We start from the raw sequence: 15,859 nt of genomic DNA on the forward strand, positions 1-15,859 counted from the left end.
CCCCATCGAAGGGGCCGCGCCCGCGCGAGGGCCTTGCGGCCCCCGCCATCGCATCGCCTCAGTCGGCGGTCAGAAGCGGCGTCTTCGATTTGCCGATGCGCGGGGCGTCGGGCCCGGTGATGTCGAAGACGGGCTTGTCGTCCTCGATCATGACGCGAACCACGCCGCCCTTGGTCAGCCGTCCGAACAGCAGTTCCTCGGCCAAGGGCTTCTTGATGCTTTCCTGGATCACGCGCCCAAGCGGACGTGCGCCCATGCGGTCGTCATAGCCCTTTTCCGCCAGCCAGTTCGCGGCTTCGGGGGTCAGCTCGATATGGACATTGCGGTCCATCAGCTGCGCTTCTAGCTGCAGGACGAACTTCTCGACCACATGGATCACCACGTCACGCGACAGGGGCGCGAAGCTGATGATCGCATCCAGACGGTTGCGGAACTCAGGCGTGAAGGTCCGCTCGATCGCGGCGGTATCCTCGCCCTCGCGGCGGTCGCGGCCGAAGCCGATGGCAGCCTTGGCCTGATCGGCGGCCCCTGCATTGGAGGTCATGATCAGGATCACGTTACGGAAATCGACCGTGCGGCCGTTATGGTCGGTCAGGCGGCCCGCATCCATGATCTGCAGCAAGATGTTGAAGACATCCGGATGCGCCTTCTCGATCTCGTCCAGCAGCAGCACGCAATGCGGGTGCTGATCGACGCCATCGGTCAGCAGACCGCCCTGATCGAAGCCGACATAGCCCGGAGGCGCGCCGATGAGACGGCTGACGGCATGCTTCTCCATGTATTCCGACATGTCGAAGCGGATCAGCTCCACACCCAGGCTGGAGGCCAGCTGCTTGGCGACCTCGGTCTTGCCGACGCCCGTGGGGCCTGCGAACAGATAGTTGCCGATGGGCTTTTCGGGCTCGCGCAGACCGGCACGGGCCAGCTTGATCGCGCTGGACAAGGCGCCGATGGCGGTGTCCTGGCCGAAGACCACGCGCTTGAGCGCATCGTCCAGATCGCGCAGGACCTCGGCGTCGTTCTTGCTGACGTTCTTCGGCGGGATGCGGGCGATCTTGGACACCACGTTCTCGATCTCCTTGGGGGAAATCGTCTTGCGGCGCTTGGATTCCGCGACAAGGTGCTGTGCGGCACCGGCCTCGTCGATGACATCGATCGCGCTGTCGGGCAGCTTGCGGTCGTTGATGTAGCGGCTGGCCAGTTCCACCGCGGTGCGGATCGCCTCGTTGGTATAGCGCAGGTCGTGATGTTTCTCGAAATGCGGCTTGAGGCCCATCAGGATCTTGATGGTATCGGGCACCGAGGGTTCGTTCACGTCGATCTTCTGGAACCTGCGCGACAGGGCGCGGTCCTTCTCGAAATGCTGGCGGTATTCCTTGTAGGTGGTCGAGCCCATGCAGCGCAGCTTGCCGCCCGCCAAGGCCGGTTTCAGCAGGTTCGACGCATCCATCGCCCCGCCCGAGGTCGCACCCGCACCGATCACGGTGTGAATCTCGTCGATGAACAGGATCGCATCCTCGTGCTGTTCCAGTTCCTTGACGACCGCCTTCAGGCGTTCCTCGAAATCGCCGCGATAGCGGGTGCCTGCCAGCAGCGCGCCCATGTCGAGCGAGAAGATCGTGGCACCGGCCAGAACCTCGGGGGTCTCACCCTCGACGATCTTCTTGGCCAGCCCTTCGGCGATGGCGGTCTTGCCCACGCCCGGATCGCCCACCAGCAGCGGGTTGTTCTTGCGGCGACGGCAGAGAACCTGGATCGCGCGCTCGACCTCGTCGCTGCGCCCGATCAGCGGATCGACATCGCCCTGCTTGGACTTGGCGTTCAGGTCGACGCAATACTTGCCAAGCGCGGTTTCGTCCTTCTGTTCCACCTCGGCCTCCTCGGCCTGGTCCTCTTCATTGCCGACGACCTTGCGCGGCTCGTTGAAGGACGGGTTCTTGGCCACGCCATGGGCGATGAAGTTGACCGCATCGTAACGGGTCATGTCCATTTCCTGCAGGAAATAGGCGGCGTTGGATTCGCGTTCCGCGAAGATCGCGACCAGCACGTTGGCGCCGGTCACCTCCTGGCGGCCCGAGCTTTGGACATGGATCGCGGCGCGCTGGATCACGCGCTGGAAGGCCGCCGTGGGCACGGCCTCGGAGCCCTCGACCTCGGTGATCAGCGTGGACAGGTCGTCCTCGACGAACTCCACCAGCGTCTTTCGCAGTTCTTCCAGATCGACATTGCAAGCCCGCATGACCTTCACGGCCTCGGGTTCCTCGGTCAGCGCCAGCAGCAGATGCTCCAGCGTCGCCAGTTCGTGTTTATGTTCGTTCGCCAGGGCAAGCGCCTGGTGAATGGCCTGTTCCAGAGAGGTCGAGAAACTTGGCACAATCGTCTCCTGTCAGTCGGCTGGCGGTATGGGCATTCGGGACCCACCTGCCCAGACTGTCATGATAGCTTTAAGATTTGGTGGAATGGCCCCGGCATCAAGTGCTTTTTCAGACAGATCTGCCAAATCTCCGGTGATTGATGCAGATTTGATGTCGCAGGGGGGCGAAAACAAGGGCCCCGCCCGACCTCTGCCGAATTGATATGCGCGCTCAGAATTCATCCTTCATCCGCCGAAGTTGCGCGAAGACCTCGACCTCGGGGGCGTCGGCCATGCCCAGGCTGGCCGCCAGATGACCCGCCCGAAGGAAGGGATTGGTCGCCCGTTCCATGGCCAGCGTCGCGGGGGCGCAGGGCATCCGGGATTCCTGCAACGCCTCCAGCCGTTCCCGCAGATCGGCATTGTCGGGATCGACCGACAGGGCAAAGGCGCCGTTCGTGGCGCAGTAGTCATGCCCCGAACAGATCAGGGTGTCCCCCGGCAGACCGTTCAGCTGCCGGAGCGCGCGCCACATCTGTTCGGGCGTGCCCTCGAACAACCGCCCGCAGCCCATCGCCATCAGACTGTCGGCGGTGAAGGCCATGCCGCTTTCGGGGAAATGAAAGGCCACGTGGCCGATCGTGTGACCGGGCACGTCGATCACCTCGACGGGTTCGCCAAGGACGGTCAGGGCCTGACCCGGCGCGACCTGCTGATCCAGCGGGGGCAGGCGGCGGGCATCGGCCTCGGCGCCCAGTACCTCGGCGCCCGTGGCCTCGACCAGGGCAGGCACGCCCTGGATGTGGTCGTCGTGGTGATGGGTCAGCAGGATCATGTCCAGGCCCCATCCCCGGGCATCCAGTTCCGTCAGGATCGGGGCCGCCTCGGGGGCGTCGATCAGCGCCGTTCCCGCCGGACCGTGCAGCAGATAGGCATAGTTGTCCTTGAGACAACGGATCGTCACCAGTTCCAGCGGCATTGGCAAATCCCTTCTTCTATGCTGACGTGAGCTTCTCAAAACCGAAAGGCGCGCGCAATGCACCACGATATCGACCAGCTGCGGCGGTTCTACTACCAACGCGCACTGGGCCGTGTCGTTCAACGCATTCTGCGCGATCGGCTGACGGGACGGTGGGAACCGCGCAGCGTCACCGGGATGAACGTGGCGGGTTTCGGCTTCGCGGCCCCCATGTTGCGGCCCTATCTGCCGGTCGCGCGGCGGGTGACGGCGCTGATGCCCGGGCCGCAGGGGGTGATGGGCTGGCCCGCGGGACAGCCCAACCATTCGGTCCTGTGCGACGAGACCGCCTGGCCCATCGAGACCGGCAGCATCGACCGGCTTGTCATGCTGCACGGGCTGGAGACCAGCGACCATCCGCGCGAGTTGCTGGCCGAGGCCTGGCGATGCCTGGGGCCGGGGGGGCGGATGATGGTGATGGTGCCGAACCGGGCGGGCCTGTGGGCCGCGACGGACCGCACGCCCTTCGGTGTCGGACGGGCCTATACCTCGGGGCAGATCGAGACGCAGATGAAGCGCGCGGGCTTCCGGCCCGAATGGCAGGGGGCCTCGGTCTACATCCCGCCATCGGACCGGCGCTTCTGGCTGCGCGGCGCCCAGTTCTGGGAGGCGACGGGCGCGCGGATCAGCCGCGTGCTGATCGCGGGCGTGGTCCTGGTCGAGCTTGCCAAGCAGACCCGCGCGCCGGCCGGGCCGGGGGTCAAGATCCACGTCCCGAGCGCGCGCGAGCTGCTGGACGGGGTGACCCGGCCGCGCCCCGTGGGCACGCCCCTTGCGCGCAGGCGCGAGAATCAATCGCAGTGAATTCCGGCATTTGCACGATATGCAAGGGACATTACGGTGCGTCACCCGGTACGCGGCGATGGGCACGAAATCGCGTCTTTTCCCGGCCTTCGCCCTGTTTGCGCAGCACCGCCGCAAAGTGTCGCACGCGTCACACAACCGTGAAAGGGATGCCGCTTCAAGGTTGCCCGACGGGTGGCAAGCTGCTAGAGACAGCCGTGATTTCCGGACGGCCCTCCAAAAGCCGTGCGACCGCGACCCGCACCCCGCGACAGACCGGACGATGGCCGGCCCGCCGGCGGGGTATGCGCAAACCGTAAAGGATGACCGTGGCCAACTCTGTTTCCATGTCCCACAGCATCGCCGGACGCTATGCGCAGGCCGTCTTCGATATCGCGAAGGACGAAGGGGGCATCGATGCCCTGGCCCAGCAGACCGCCGATCTGGATGCAGCGCTTCAGGACAGCGCCGAGCTGCGCGACCTGATTTCCAGCCCGATCTACAGCCGCGACGAGCAATCGCGCGCCATCGCCGCGATCGCCGCGAAGATGGGGCTGTCCACGGTGCTGTCGAACACGTTGCAGCTGATGGCGAAGAACCGTCGCCTGTTCGTGCTGCCGCAACTGGTTGCGCGCCTGCGCGCGCTGATCGCCACCGAGCGTGGCGAGGTCACGGCCGACGTCACCAGCGCGATCGCGCTGAGCGACGAGCAGCAGCAGCGCCTGGTCGCGACCCTGTCGGAGAAGACCGGCAAAACCGTCAAGCTGAACACGCGCGTCGATGAGACCCTCATCGGCGGCATGATTGTCAAGTTGGGCTCGCAGATGATCGACAGCTCGGTCCGCTCGAAGCTCGCTTCCCTGCAGAATGTCATGAAAGAGGTCGGATAATGGGAATCCAGGCTGCCGAGATTTCGGCGATCCTCAAGGAGCAGATCAAGAACTTCGGCCAGGACGCCGAGGTTGCCGAAGTCGGTCAGGTTCTGTCCGTCGGCGACGGTATCGCTCGTGTCTACGGTCTGGACCAGGTGCAGGCCGGTGAGATGGTCGAATTCCCCGGCGGCGTCCGGGGCATGGTCCTGAACCTCGAAACCGACAATGTCGGCGTCGTCATCTTCGGTGACGACCGCGGCATCAAGGAAGGCGACACCGTCAAGCGCACGCGCTCGATCGTGGACGTTCCGGTCGGCAAGGGTCTTCTGGGTCGCGTCGTCGACGGTCTTGGCAACCCGATCGACGGCAAGGGCCCGATCGAGGCGACCGAGCGCCGCGTCGCCGACGTCAAGGCACCGGGCATCATGCCGCGGAAATCGGTTCACGAACCGATGGCGACCGGCCTGAAGGCCGTCGACGCCATGATCCCCGTCGGCCGCGGCCAGCGCGAGCTGATCATCGGCGACCGCCAGACCGGCAAGACCGCGATCGCGCTGGACACGATCCTGAACCAGGCCGCCTATAACGGCCGCGAAGACGACGGCATGAAGACCCTGCACTGCATCTATGTCGCAGTGGGTCAGAAGCGTTCGACCGTCGCGCAGCTGGTCAAGAAGCTGGAAGAGACCGGCGCGATGGCCTATACCACCGTCGTCGCCGCGACCGCTTCGGACCCCGCGCCGATGCAGTTCCTGGCGCCTTACTCGGCGACCGCGATCGGCGAATATTTCCGCGACAACGGCATGGACGCGCTGATCATCTATGACGATCTGTCCAAACAGGCGGTCGCATACCGCCAGATGTCGCTGCTGCTGCGCCGTCCGCCCGGCCGCGAAGCCTATCCGGGCGACGTCTTCTACCTGCACTCGCGCCTGCTGGAGCGTTCGGCCAAGCTGAACGAGGAATACGGCGCAGGCTCGCTGACGGCACTGCCGATCATCGAGACGCAGGGCGGCGATGTGTCGGCCTTCATCCCGACCAACGTGATCTCGATCACCGACGGCCAGATCTTCCTGGAAACCGAACTGTTCTTCCAGGGCATCCGCCCGGCCGTGAACACCGGTCTGTCGGTCAGCCGCGTGGGTTCGGCCGCACAGACCAAGGCGATGAAATCCGTCGCCGGTCCGGTCAAGCTGGAACTGGCGCAGTATCGCGAAATGGCTGCTTTCGCGCAGTTCGGTTCGGATCTGGACGCCGCCACTCAGCGCCTGCTGAACCGTGGTTCGCGCCTGACCGAGCTGATGAAGCAGCCGCAGTACCGCCCGCTGACCAACGCCGAGATCGTGATCGTCATCTATGCCGGCACGAAGGGTTACATCGACAGCCTGCCGCTCAACCAAGTCGTTGAGTGGGAAGACGGTCTGATCAACTTCCTTCGCAGCCAGAAGACGGAACTTCTGGACGACATGACCCGGAACGACCGCAAGGTCGCCGGCGACCTGGAGGAATCGATCAAGGCGGCGCTGGACGAATACAACCGCACCCGCGCCTGAGAGGGGGGATAGATGCCCAGTCTCAAGGATCTCAAGAACCGGATCGGAAGCGTCAAGAACACGCGGAAGATCACCAAGGCGATGCAGATGGTCGCCGCCGCGAAACTGCGCCGTGCGCAGGAAGCGGCGGAGGCCGCGCGCCCCTATGCCGACCGCATGGCGGCGGTGATGTCGGGCCTGACCGCGAATGCCGCGGACCAGGCCGGCGCGCCGCGTCTGCTGGCCGGTACGGGCAGCGATCAGCGTCATCTTCTGGTGGTCATGACCGCCGAGCGTGGTCTTGCGGGCGGCTTCAACAGCTCGATCGTCAAGCTGGCCCGCCAGCATGCCGACCGTCTTCGCGCCGAGGGCAAGGATGTCGCCATCCTGACCGTCGGCAAGAAGGGCCGCGAGCAGCTCAAGCGCGACTATGGCAGCCTCTTCGTGCATCACGTCGACCTGTCCGAGGTCAAGCGCATCGGTTACGACAATGCGCGCGCGATCGCCGAGGAACTGCTGGCCCGCTTCGATGCCGACGAGTTCGACGTCGCGACGATCTTCTTCAACCGCTTCCAGTCGGTGATCGCCCAGGTGCCCACGGCACGCCAGGTGATCCCCGCCGAAGTCCCCGAAGAGGCAACCGCCGCGAACGCGCTCTATGAATACGAGCCGGGCGAAGAGGAACTGCTGGCCGAGCTGCTGCCGCGCTCGGTCGCGACGCAGATCTTCGCGGCGCTTCTGGAAAATGCGGCGTCCGAGCAGGGCGCGCGGATGACGGCCATGGACAACGCCACGCGCAGCGCCGGCGACATGATCGACCGTCTGACGACCGAGTATAACCGCTCGCGTCAGGCTGCGATCACCAAGGAACTCATCGAAATCATTTCGGGCGCCGAGGCGCTCTGACCGTAACGCTAGAGGGTGATCACATGGCAGAGGCCACTGGTAAAATCACGCAGGTGATCGGCGCCGTCGTTGACGTGCAGTTCGACAACCACCTGCCCGCGATTCTGAACGCGCTGACGACCGACAACAACGGCAAGAAGCTGGTTCTGGAAGTCGCACAGCATCTGGGCGAGAACACCGTCCGCACCATCGCCATGGACGCGACCGAAGGTCTGGTCCGCGGCCAGGCGGTCGGCGACACCGGCGGCCCGATCACGGTGCCGGTCGGCGACGCGACGCTCGGCCGCATCCTGAACGTCGTGGGCGACCCGGTGGACGAGGGCGATGCCCTGACCGTCACCGAGACCCGCGCCATCCACCAGCCCGCGCCGGACTTCGCCCAGCAGGCGACCAGCTCGGAAATCCTGGTGACCGGCATCAAGGTCATCGACCTGCTGGCCCCCTATTCCAAGGGCGGCAAGATCGGCCTGTTCGGCGGCGCAGGCGTCGGCAAGACCGTTCTGATCATGGAACTGATCAACAACATCGCCAAGGTGCACTCGGGTTACTCGGTGTTCGCGGGCGTCGGCGAACGGACCCGTGAAGGCAACGACCTGTATCACGAGATGGTGGAATCGGGCGTCATCAAGCCGGACAACCTGGCCGAGTCGCAGGTTGCGCTGGTCTATGGCCAGATGAACGAGCCTCCGGGTGCCCGCATGCGCGTCGCGCTGACCGGCCTGACCCTGGCCGAGCAGTTCCGCGACAGCACCGGGACCGACGTTCTGTTCTTCGTGGACAACATCTTCCGCTTCACGCAGGCGGGTTCCGAGGTGTCGGCACTTCTGGGCCGCATCCCCTCGGCAGTGGGCTATCAGCCGACGCTGGCCACCGACATGGGCGCGATGCAGGAACGCATCACCTCGACCAAGAACGGCTCGATCACCTCGATCCAGGCCGTCTACGTTCCCGCCGACGACCTTACCGACCCGGCTCCGGCCACGACCTTTGCCCACCTCGATGCGACCACCGTTCTGTCGCGTGCGATCTCGGAACTGGGGATCTACCCGGCCGTGGACCCGCTCGACTCGAACAGCCGTATCCTCGATCCGGGCATCGTCGGCGAAGAGCATTACAAGGTCGCGCGCGACGTGCAGGGCATCCTGCAGAAGTACAAGTCGCTGCAGGACATCATCGCGATCCTGGGCATGGACGAACTGTCCGAAGAGGACAAGCTGACCGTGGCCCGCGCGCGCAAGATCCAGCGCTTCCTGTCGCAGCCCTTCGACGTCGCGAAGGTCTTCACCGGTTCGGACGGCATCCAGGTGCCGCTGGAAAAGACCATCGCCTCGTTCAAGGCCGTGGTTGCCGGTGAATACGATCACCTGCCGGAATCGGCCTTCTACATGGTCGGCGACATCGACGACGCCAAGGCGAAGGCCGAGCGTCTCGCGGCCGAAGCCGCGTAAGGGGGCAAGATGGCCGATACCATGCAGTTCGACCTCGTGTCGCCGGAACGGAAGCTTGTCTCCGTTCCCGTGCGCGAGGTGCGCCTGCCGGGCAATGACGGTGATCTCACCGCGATGCCCGGTCATGCGCCCGCGATCGTGACCCTGCGTCCGGGCATGGTGGTTCTGTTGGGTACCGACGGTGCCCAGCAGGAATTCGCCGTGACCGGCGGCTTCGCCGAAATCAACGCGGATTCGGTCAGCCTGCTGGCAGAGCGTGGGCACCCGCGCGAGGAAGTCACGCAGGAAGTCTTCGACGAGATGATGCATGACGCGCACCGGGCCCACCGCTCGGCGCAGGATCGTCGTGAACATGTCGGCGAAGAGGTCGTGACCGCCGCCGTGAAGCTTCTGGGCGACATGCAGGCGCTCGGGTCGCATATCGGGCTGGACCCGAATTCGGCGACCGTGCCCGATTGATCCCCACCCATGGGTCGAAACGAAAGCCCCGGCGTCCGCGCCGGGGCTTTTTCTCATGGGCCCCGGTTGGTTATGAATACATGGTCGATGTCGGGAGGAACGGACATGCTGCGCATCAACAGTGGCGAACTGGGCATCCTGCAGGGGCAGGAGATGATCGTGACGGATTTCGACACGAGCGGCCCGTTCTGGACCGATACCGGCAACCGCGAGATCCGCATGCATGTGGACTTCGCGGAACGGTTCCTGCGCCCGCCTGTCGTGCAGCTGGCGGTCACCATGTGGGATCTGGATGCCGAGCGGAACCAGCGCGGCGACCTGCGCCCCGAACACGTGACGGCTGCCGGTTTCGACATCGTCTTTCACACCTGGGGCGATACGCGGATCGCCCGGATGCGCGTGGGCTGGACGGCCATCGGCGCGCTTCCGGACGAACACGACTTCATCCTCTAGGGCCCGATTTCAGGCGCGCTCCAGGTTGACCTCGATCAGCCCGGCCAGCTGTTCGGGATGGGTCATCGGCAGCATGTGCCCCGCGCCCGGAACGGTCGCCCGCCCGACATCCGGCAATCTTGCGGCCAGCGCATCGGTGATGGCGTGGATGACCGGGGGACTGTCGCTGCCGTTCACGATCATCACCGGGGCGTCGATGGCTTCCAGCCCGCCGTCGCGCAGGATGCGCGCCGCATCGTGGCGCAGCGTGTCGCCGGTCTCGCGCACGATGGCGATCTGGTCCAGCACCGCCGGGGGCAGGGCAGAGGGCTGGGGTCCACCCCAGATCGACAGGAAGCTGCGCGCCGCGGCTTCGGCATCGCCGCGTTCCAGCAGCTCGGCCATCTGGGCGTCGCGTGCGTCCTGCGCGGCATCGGGGGCGGCGGCGAACAACACGGGTTCGATCAGTGTCAGGCTTCGGACGGCCTCGGGGGCGGCGACGGCGATCCGCAGTGCCACCGTCGCGCCGATGCTGTGCCCGATCAGGTCCAGCGGGCGCTGGATGAAGCTGGCCGCGATCCGCGTGACGGCGGTGTGGAAATCGGGATCACCCGCGGCCGGGGTCCAGGGATCGCTGCGCCCGTGGCCCGGCATGTCGAAACCGCGCAGGTCCAGCCGCCCGCCAAGCGCCTGCGCGACGGGCCCCCAATAGGACCCGCCCGCCATCATGCAATGCAGCGCAAGACCCGGGCGATCCTGATCGCCGGGCCAGTGACGCAGATGCACCCCGCTCATAGGGTGGCCAGATGCCGGTCGAGGAAGTCCAGGCGATCCTGGCCCCAGAAACGCTGATCGGTTTCGCGCACGATATAGAAGGGCGTGCCGAAGGCCCCCGCCGCCACGGCCTCTTCGAGGTTGCGGGCATAGGCATCCGCGCCGACCAGCAGGCCGCTGTCCACCAGCTTCGGATCGAAGCCATGGGCCTCCAGCAGGTCGCGCAGCACGGCGTCGTCGCTGATGTCGCGTTCCTCGGCCCAGCAGGCGCGCATGATGCCATGGACCAGACCGCCCAGATCGCCGCCGCCCGCCTTCTGGGCCGCGATGATCGCATAGGAAGAGGGCGCCATGTTCACCGGCCAGAAGGCGGGTTTCTGGTTCATCTCCATGCCCAGATGCTCGGCCCAACGGGGGATTTCCTGGTTGCGATATTCCTGCCGGCTGACATGGCGCTTGGCCGGGCCGACGCCGCCGGTGCGGTCGAACAGCTGGATCACGTCCAGCGGCTTGTAGGTGATCGTGGCGCCGTGACGGGCCGCGACCTCTTCCAGCCGTGTGCCGGCAAGGTAACACCAAGGGCTGATCGTCGCGAGATAGTAGTCGATATGGGCCATGCCGGGTCCTTTCGGGGTTTGCCGCAGGCTATCGCGGTGCTAAGCGGTCCGCAATCTGCCCGAACTCGCCAGAGGCCCGATGATGCCCGTCATGACCGAACCCAAGCTGATCTCCGGAAATTCGAACCGACCCCTTGCCAGCGCGATCGCGCGGCGGATGTCCATGCATCGGGGGATGAGCGTCAACCTGCTCGATGCCCGGGTGGAGAGGTTCAACGACGCCGAGATCTTCGTCGAGGTCTACGAGAATGTCCGCGGCGAGGACATGTACATCATCCAGCCGACCTCGAACCCGGCGAACGACAACCTGATGGAACTGCTGATCATGGTCGATGCGCTCAAGCGTTCGTCGGCCGCGCGCATCACCGCCGTGATCCCCTATTTCGGCTATGCCCGCCAGGACCGCCGCGCCAAGGCCCGCACGCCCATCAGCGCCAAGCTGGTCGCGAACCTGCTGACCGAGGCCGGCGTCGACCGCATCCTGACGATGGACCTGCACGCGGCCCAGATCCAGGGCTTCTTCGACATCCCGGTCGACAACCTCTATGCCGCGCCGGTCTTCGCGCTGGATGTGCAGCACCATTTCAAGGGCCGCATGGACGACCTGATGGTCATTTCGCCCGATGTCGGTGGCGTGGCGCGTGCGCGTGAACTGGCGACCCGGATCGGCGCGCCGCTGGCCATCGTGGACAAGCGCCGCGAAAAGGCAGGCGAGATCGCCGAGATGACCGTGATCGGCGATGTCGAGGGCAAGAGCTGCATCATCGTGGACGACATCTGCGACACGGCGGGGACGCTGTGCAAGGCCGCGCAGGTGCTGATCGACAACGGCGCGACCGAGGTCCACGCCTATATCACCCACGGCGTCCTGTCGGGCCCGGCGGTCGAACGCGTCAGCAAATCGGTGATGAAATCGCTGGTCATCACGGATTCGATCCAGCCGACCGATGCGGTGAAGAACGCGCCGAACATCCGCATCGTGCCGACCGCGCCGATGTTCACGCAGGCGATCCTGAACATCTGGAACGGCACCTCGGTCAGCAGCCTGTTCGAGACGGACACCCTGTTGCCGATCTACGAAGGTCTCTACAACACCTGAAGACGATACGGCGCCCCGCGGGGCGCCGTTCCGGTTTCACAGGGCGCGCCAGCCGATATCGCGGCGGCAGAAGCCCTGGGGCCAGTCGATCGCCTCGACCTGGGCATAGGCGCGCTGATGCGCCTGCGACAGGTTCGCGCCGCGCCCCGTGCAGGTCAGCACGCGCCCGCCGGCCGCGACCGTCGCCCCGTCACGATCCGCAGTGCCCGCGTGGAAGGTCATCTGGAAGCTGTCCTCCTGCAGGTCCTTCAGCCCGCCGATGACCGAACCCTTCTCGTACGCGCCCGGGTAACCCTTGGCAGCCATCACCACGGTCATCGCGTGATCGTCGGCCCAGCTGACCCGCGCCTGCGCCAGCTGGCCTTCGGCACAGGCCAGCAGCAGGTCCAGGATCTGACCGCCAAGGCGCATCATCAGCACCTGGCATTCCGGATCGCCGAAACGGACATTGTATTCAACCAGCCGCGCCGTGCCGTCCTTGATCATCAGCCCGGCATAGAGCACGCCCTGGAACGGCGTGCCGCGGCGCGCCATCTCGGCCACGGTGGGGCGGACGATCCGTTCCATCACCTGGTCCTGCAGCGCCTCGGTCAGGACGGGGGCGGGGCTGTAGGCACCCATGCCGCCGGTATTGGGGCCGGTATCGCCTTCGCCGACGCGCTTGTGGTCCTGGGCGGTGCCGACGGGCAGGCAGTCGGTGCCGTCGGACAGGATGAAGAAGCTGGCTTCCTCGCCCTCCATGAACTCCTCGATCACGACCGAGGTGTCGCCGAATTCGCCGTCGAAGATCGCGTCGATGGCGCCATGGGCTTGCTCGATGGTTTCGGCCACGGTGACGCCCTTGCCGGCGGCCAGCCCGTCGGCCTTGATGACGATGGGCGCGCCCTGGGCGGTGACGTAATCACGGGCCTCGGCGCCGTTGTCGAAGCGTGCCCATGCGGCGGTGGGCGCGTTGCAGGCGTCGCAGACCTCCTTGGTGAAGGTCTTCGACGCCTCGAGCTGGGCCGCGGCCTGGCTGGGGCCGAAGGTCAGGAAGCCCGCGTCGCGCAGCGCGTCCGACACGCCCGCGGCCAGCGGGGCCTCGGGGCCGATCACCACGAAATCGATGGCGTTCTGCTGGGCAAATTCCAGGACGTCGGCGCGGCTCTCGATGTTCAGCGCGGCACATTCCGCGACATTCGCGATGCCCGCATTGCCGGGGGCCACGATCAGCCTGTCGCATTTCGGGTTCTGCCGGATCGCCCATGCCAGCGCATGTTCGCGCCCGCCGCCGCCCAGGATCAGGATGTTCATCTGCCGCCCTTTCGCTTGACCTGCGCGCGTTCTAGTCTGCCCCCAAGCAGGGAACAAGGCGCATGGATCTTTTCGAGGACGACGACGACAAGCCGGGCAGCAACGCCCATGAATTCACCGTGTCGGAACTGTCGGGCGCGGTGAAACGCAGCATCGAGGACCAGTTCGGGCGCGTCCGCGTCCGGGCCGAGATCGGCCGCGTGTCGCGGCCCGGATCGGGGCATCTGTATTTCGACCTCAAGGACGATCGCGCGGTGCTGGCCGCGGTGACCTGGAAGGGGCAGGCCGCACGGCTGGCCCACCGCCCCGAGGAAGGCATGGAGGTGATCGCGACCGGCCGCCTGACGACCTTCCCCGGCCAGTCGAAATACCAGATGATCGTGGACCAGATCGAACCCGCGGGCGCGGGCGCGCTGATGGCCATGCTGGAAAAGCGCCGCAAGGCGCTGGCCGCCGAGGGGTTGTTCGACCAGGACCGCAAGCGACCCTTGCCCAGCCTGCCGCGCGTGATCGGGGTCGTGACCTCGCCTTCAGGGGCGGTGATCCGCGACATCCTGCACCGCCTCCGCGACCGCTTTCCGACCCATGTCGTGATCTGGCCCGTCGCCGTCCAGGGCGAGGCCTGCGCGGGGCAGGTGGCCGCCGCGATCCGGGGCTTCAACGCGCTGCCCGAAGGCAGCCCGATCGCGCGGCCCGATCTGCTGATCATCGCGCGGGGGGGCGGCAGCCTCGAGGATCTGTGGGGCTTCAACGAAGAGATCGTCGTCCGTGCCGCCGCCGAAAGCCGTATCCCGCTGATATCCGCCGTGGGCCATGAGACGGATACCACGCTGATCGATTTCGCATCGGACCGGCGCGCGCCGACCCCAACTGCAGCCGCCGAGATCGCGGTCCCCGTGCGCGCCGAACTGTTGGCGCGGCTGGCCGATGCGGGTGCGCGGATGGCGCGGTCGGGCACGCAGATGATCCAGCGCCCCCGTCAGCGGCTGCGCGACCTGTCCCGCGCGATGGGCAGGCCCGCGGCGCTGACCGACGGGGCGCGACAGCGGCTGGACCTGCAGGGCGCGCGACTGGAACCGGCGCTGCGCCAGCTTGTCAGGATGCGGCGTCAGCAGCTGGCCTCGCGGCCCATTCCGGCAGCGACGCTGCGCCAATACGCTCAGGCCAAGCGGCACGGGTTGGAACGCTGCGCATCGCGGCTGGACATGTCCCGGTTGCGCAGGGTCGAACGCCCGCGCGACCGGGTGGCGCAGCTGGCCGAACGGTTGGAGGCATCCTTGCGGCGCATCGCGGGGACGACGCGTCGTGCGGCACAGGAACAGCGGCAGAAGCTGGGTCAGCTGTCGGGACGGTTGGCCACCGCGCAGGCCCGTGACATGGCGGCACGCAAGGCCACGCTGGCGCGGCTGGACCGGATGCGGCAGACGCTCGGATACAAGGAGACGCTGAAGCGGGGTTACGCCGTGGTGCACGGGCCGGATGGCGTGCTGACCGAGGCGTCGGTCGCGGCCAGGACGCCGCAATTCCGGGTCGAGTTCCACGATGGAAGCGTCGATGCGCGCCCCGCGACCGCCCCGGCCAAGCCCGGGCGGCGCAAGGCACCGCCCGAACAGAAAAGCCTGCTTTAGTCGCGACGCAGGGCCGCGGCGGTGCGGGCGCGGCCCTCGATGGCGGACCAGTTGCCGTGGTTCATGTCGTTTTCCGTCACGATCCAGCTGCCGCCCACGCAGACGACATTCGGCAGCGACAGATAGTCATGCGCGTTGTCCGGCGACACGCCGCCCGTCGGGCAGAAGCTGACGCGCGGGATGGGGCCGGCCATGGATTTCAGCACCGGCGCGCCGCCCGCGGCCTCGGCCGGGAAGAACTTGAGCATGTCGAAGCCCGCATCGACCGCGCGCATCACCTCGGATGCGGTCACGGCGCCGGGCAGCAGCGGCAGTTCCAGATCGCTGCAGGCCTGGATCAGGCGATCGGTCAGACCGGGCGAGACCGCGAATTCCGCACCCGCATCCTTGGCGCGCTTGGCATCGTCGGGCGTCATCACGGTGCCCGCGCCGACATGGCCGCCCTCGATCCCGGACATGGCGCGGATCGAATCCAGCGCCGCGTCCGAGCGCAGCGTCACCTCGAGGACAGGCAGCCCGCCCGCGACCAGCGAACGCGCCAGATCGGCGGCATGGGCCGCATCCTTGATGACGATCACCGGAATCACCGGTGCCAGCTGGCACAGGGCGCGGGTCTTCTGGGATTGCTGTTCGGGGGTCATGCTA

General features: G+C 66.4%; 15 protein-coding genes. 9 read left to right on the forward strand and 6 right to left on the reverse strand.

All coding sequences use genetic code 11. The features are described from left to right. Positions 1–58: 58 nt before the first annotated feature. On the reverse strand, positions 59–2,374 hold the full coding sequence (clpA, locus tag KO490_RS11985; RefSeq protein WP_216019664.1) for an ATP-dependent Clp protease ATP-binding subunit ClpA: 2,316 nt from the start codon (positions 2,372–2,374) through the stop codon (positions 59–61). Positions 2,375–2,585: 211 nt separating this feature from the next. Next, positions 2,586–3,332, reverse strand: a complete 747-nt coding sequence (gene gloB / locus KO490_RS11990; protein ID WP_216019665.1) for a hydroxyacylglutathione hydrolase — start codon at positions 3,330–3,332, stop codon at positions 2,586–2,588. Between the two features lie 57 nt (positions 3,333–3,389). Here gloB and KO490_RS11995 point away from each other — a divergent pair, with 57 nt between their 5' ends. The 7 genes from KO490_RS11995 to KO490_RS12025 all read left to right on the forward strand — a co-directional run bounded on the left by KO490_RS11995 (position 3,390) and on the right by KO490_RS12025 (position 9,824). Beyond that, the gene (locus tag KO490_RS11995; RefSeq protein ID WP_216019666.1) at positions 3,390–4,175 is read left to right on the forward strand and encodes a methyltransferase domain-containing protein; all 786 of its coding nucleotides are present in this window, start codon (positions 3,390–3,392) and stop codon (positions 4,173–4,175) included. 302 nt (positions 4,176–4,477) lie between these two features. Next, a complete protein-coding gene (locus tag KO490_RS12000) occupies positions 4,478–5,044 on the forward strand; it encodes a F0F1 ATP synthase subunit delta (protein ID WP_252727160.1) in 567 nt (188 codons plus the stop codon). Continuing rightward, positions 5,044–6,579 (forward strand): F0F1 ATP synthase subunit alpha, encoded by a 1,536-nt coding sequence (gene atpA / locus KO490_RS12005; RefSeq protein ID WP_216019667.1) that lies wholly within the window; start codon positions 5,044–5,046, stop codon positions 6,577–6,579. The genes KO490_RS12000 and atpA overlap by 1 nt, the downstream gene beginning before the upstream one ends. A 12-nt stretch (positions 6,580–6,591) precedes the next feature. Continuing rightward, positions 6,592–7,464, forward strand: coding sequence for a F0F1 ATP synthase subunit gamma (locus KO490_RS12010; protein WP_216019668.1), 873 nt, complete (start codon positions 6,592–6,594; stop codon positions 7,462–7,464). A 23-nt stretch (positions 7,465–7,487) separates the two neighbouring features. Further along, on the forward strand, positions 7,488–8,912 hold the full coding sequence (gene atpD / locus KO490_RS12015; RefSeq protein ID WP_216019669.1) for a F0F1 ATP synthase subunit beta: 1,425 nt from the start codon (positions 7,488–7,490) through the stop codon (positions 8,910–8,912). Between the two features lie 9 nt (positions 8,913–8,921). Continuing rightward, on the forward strand, positions 8,922–9,371 hold the full coding sequence (locus KO490_RS12020) for a F0F1 ATP synthase subunit epsilon (RefSeq protein WP_216019670.1): 450 nt from the start codon (positions 8,922–8,924) through the stop codon (positions 9,369–9,371). 105 nt (positions 9,372–9,476) lie between these two features. Further along, a complete protein-coding gene (locus KO490_RS12025) occupies positions 9,477–9,824 on the forward strand; it encodes an H-type lectin domain-containing protein (protein WP_216019671.1) in 348 nt (115 codons plus the stop codon). 9 nt (positions 9,825–9,833) lie between these two features. On the opposite strand, the gene KO490_RS12030 is transcribed toward KO490_RS12025, so the two are convergent. Next, positions 9,834–10,598 carry an alpha/beta fold hydrolase gene (locus tag KO490_RS12030; RefSeq protein WP_216019672.1) on the reverse strand — a complete coding sequence of 255 codons (765 nt, stop codon included), beginning with the start codon at positions 10,596–10,598 and terminating at the stop codon, positions 9,834–9,836. Then, positions 10,595–11,194, reverse strand: a complete 600-nt coding sequence (locus KO490_RS12035) for a 2-hydroxychromene-2-carboxylate isomerase (protein WP_216019673.1) — start codon at positions 11,192–11,194, stop codon at positions 10,595–10,597. Before KO490_RS12035 ends, KO490_RS12030 begins: the two co-directional genes overlap by 4 nt. Positions 11,195–11,276: 82 nt before the next feature. Here KO490_RS12035 and KO490_RS12040 point away from each other — a divergent pair, with 82 nt between their 5' ends. Then, the gene (locus KO490_RS12040) at positions 11,277–12,293 is read left to right on the forward strand and encodes a ribose-phosphate pyrophosphokinase (protein ID WP_216019674.1); all 1,017 of its coding nucleotides are present in this window, start codon (positions 11,277–11,279) and stop codon (positions 12,291–12,293) included. 36 nt (positions 12,294–12,329) lie between these two features. Here the strand turns inward: KO490_RS12040 and purD are convergent, their stop codons facing one another. Continuing rightward, on the reverse strand, positions 12,330–13,586 hold the full coding sequence (gene purD, locus KO490_RS12045; protein ID WP_216019675.1) for a phosphoribosylamine--glycine ligase: 1,257 nt from the start codon (positions 13,584–13,586) through the stop codon (positions 12,330–12,332). Between the two features lie 62 nt (positions 13,587–13,648). On the opposite strand from purD, the gene xseA reads away from it, so the two are divergent. Then, a complete protein-coding gene (gene xseA / locus KO490_RS12050) occupies positions 13,649–15,214 on the forward strand; it encodes an exodeoxyribonuclease VII large subunit (protein ID WP_216019676.1) in 1,566 nt (521 codons plus the stop codon). Here the strand turns inward: xseA and KO490_RS12055 are convergent. Continuing rightward, on the reverse strand, positions 15,211–15,855 hold the full coding sequence (locus KO490_RS12055; protein ID WP_216019677.1) for a bifunctional 4-hydroxy-2-oxoglutarate aldolase/2-dehydro-3-deoxy-phosphogluconate aldolase: 645 nt from the start codon (positions 15,853–15,855) through the stop codon (positions 15,211–15,213). The genes xseA and KO490_RS12055 overlap by 4 nt on opposite strands. Between the last annotated feature and the right edge of the window lie 4 nt (positions 15,856–15,859).

Origin of the sequence: Paracoccus sp. C2R09, assembly GCF_018860625.1 — a bacterium.
Lineage (GTDB): Bacteria > Pseudomonadota > Alphaproteobacteria > Rhodobacterales > Rhodobacteraceae > Paracoccus.

Coding starts and splice junctions, on each gene's coding strand:
- gloB (WP_216019665.1), bottom strand. CDS start 3,332: ATGCCGCTGGAACTGGTGACGATCCGTTGTCTCAAGGACAACTATGCC.
- KO490_RS11995 (WP_216019666.1), top strand. CDS start 3,390: ATGCACCACGATATCGACCAGCTGCGGCGGTTCTACTACCAACGCGCA.
- KO490_RS12000 (WP_252727160.1), top strand. CDS start 4,478: ATGACCGTGGCCAACTCTGTTTCCATGTCCCACAGCATCGCCGGACGC.
- atpA (WP_216019667.1), top strand. CDS start 5,044: ATGGGAATCCAGGCTGCCGAGATTTCGGCGATCCTCAAGGAGCAGATC.
- KO490_RS12010 (WP_216019668.1), top strand. CDS start 6,592: ATGCCCAGTCTCAAGGATCTCAAGAACCGGATCGGAAGCGTCAAGAAC.
- atpD (WP_216019669.1), top strand. CDS start 7,488: ATGGCAGAGGCCACTGGTAAAATCACGCAGGTGATCGGCGCCGTCGTT.
- KO490_RS12020 (WP_216019670.1), top strand. CDS start 8,922: ATGGCCGATACCATGCAGTTCGACCTCGTGTCGCCGGAACGGAAGCTT.
- KO490_RS12025 (WP_216019671.1), top strand. CDS start 9,477: ATGCTGCGCATCAACAGTGGCGAACTGGGCATCCTGCAGGGGCAGGAG.
- KO490_RS12030 (WP_216019672.1), bottom strand. CDS start 10,598: ATGAGCGGGGTGCATCTGCGTCACTGGCCCGGCGATCAGGATCGCCCG.
- KO490_RS12035 (WP_216019673.1), bottom strand. CDS start 11,194: ATGGCCCATATCGACTACTATCTCGCGACGATCAGCCCTTGGTGTTAC.
- KO490_RS12040 (WP_216019674.1), top strand. CDS start 11,277: ATGCCCGTCATGACCGAACCCAAGCTGATCTCCGGAAATTCGAACCGA.
- purD (WP_216019675.1), bottom strand. CDS start 13,586: ATGAACATCCTGATCCTGGGCGGCGGCGGGCGCGAACATGCGCTGGCA.
- xseA (WP_216019676.1), top strand. CDS start 13,649: ATGGATCTTTTCGAGGACGACGACGACAAGCCGGGCAGCAACGCCCAT.
- KO490_RS12055 (WP_216019677.1), bottom strand. CDS start 15,855: ATGACCCCCGAACAGCAATCCCAGAAGACCCGCGCCCTGTGCCAGCTG.